The organism is Acinetobacter sp. ANC_7553, assembly GCF_056779895.1.
Window position 1 is genome coordinate 1 of the sequence record NZ_JBWYIV010000052.1, and the last position, 417, is coordinate 417.

Consider the following 417-nt stretch of genomic DNA (forward strand, 5'->3'; position numbering starts at 1 on the left):
TGGCTTGGCGTTCTTGATCCTTGTGGGTTGCTTGGTTGGTGTTTGTCTTGTGTTTTGGCGTCCATTGGCTGCGTTGTAGCAGTTGTTGGACTTGTTGGTCTAAGTCTTTGGGTAGGTTGTTTTGGTTGTAGTAGCGTTTGCCAACAATGAGGAATTCTTGATCAGCTCCGCTGTGTTGTGCAATTTCTGGATGGCCATCGAGTTTGAACCAGTAGCCGACCTGGCTGTCTCTGACGCTGGCTTTGGCGATGAATTGTTTGCTTTGTCCAGCGTAGTAGTCGCTAAGGTGTTGGTTGAGTTTTTCGACTTGGCTGTTGCCTGAGGCAGTGGCTTGGTCTTCGCCTTTGAGGTCTTGGATCCATGCAGGGCTGATGTGCCATGCTTGTTCGAGGCCTAGGCTGGCATTGTCTTGGTGGT

Annotated in this window: 1 pseudogene; it reads right to left on the reverse strand. The window is 50.4% G+C overall.

The window, feature by feature from the left end:
* A pseudogene (locus tag AC1M9I_RS14630) lies at nt 1-417 on the reverse strand (type VI secretion system tip protein VgrG); the annotation flags it as partial.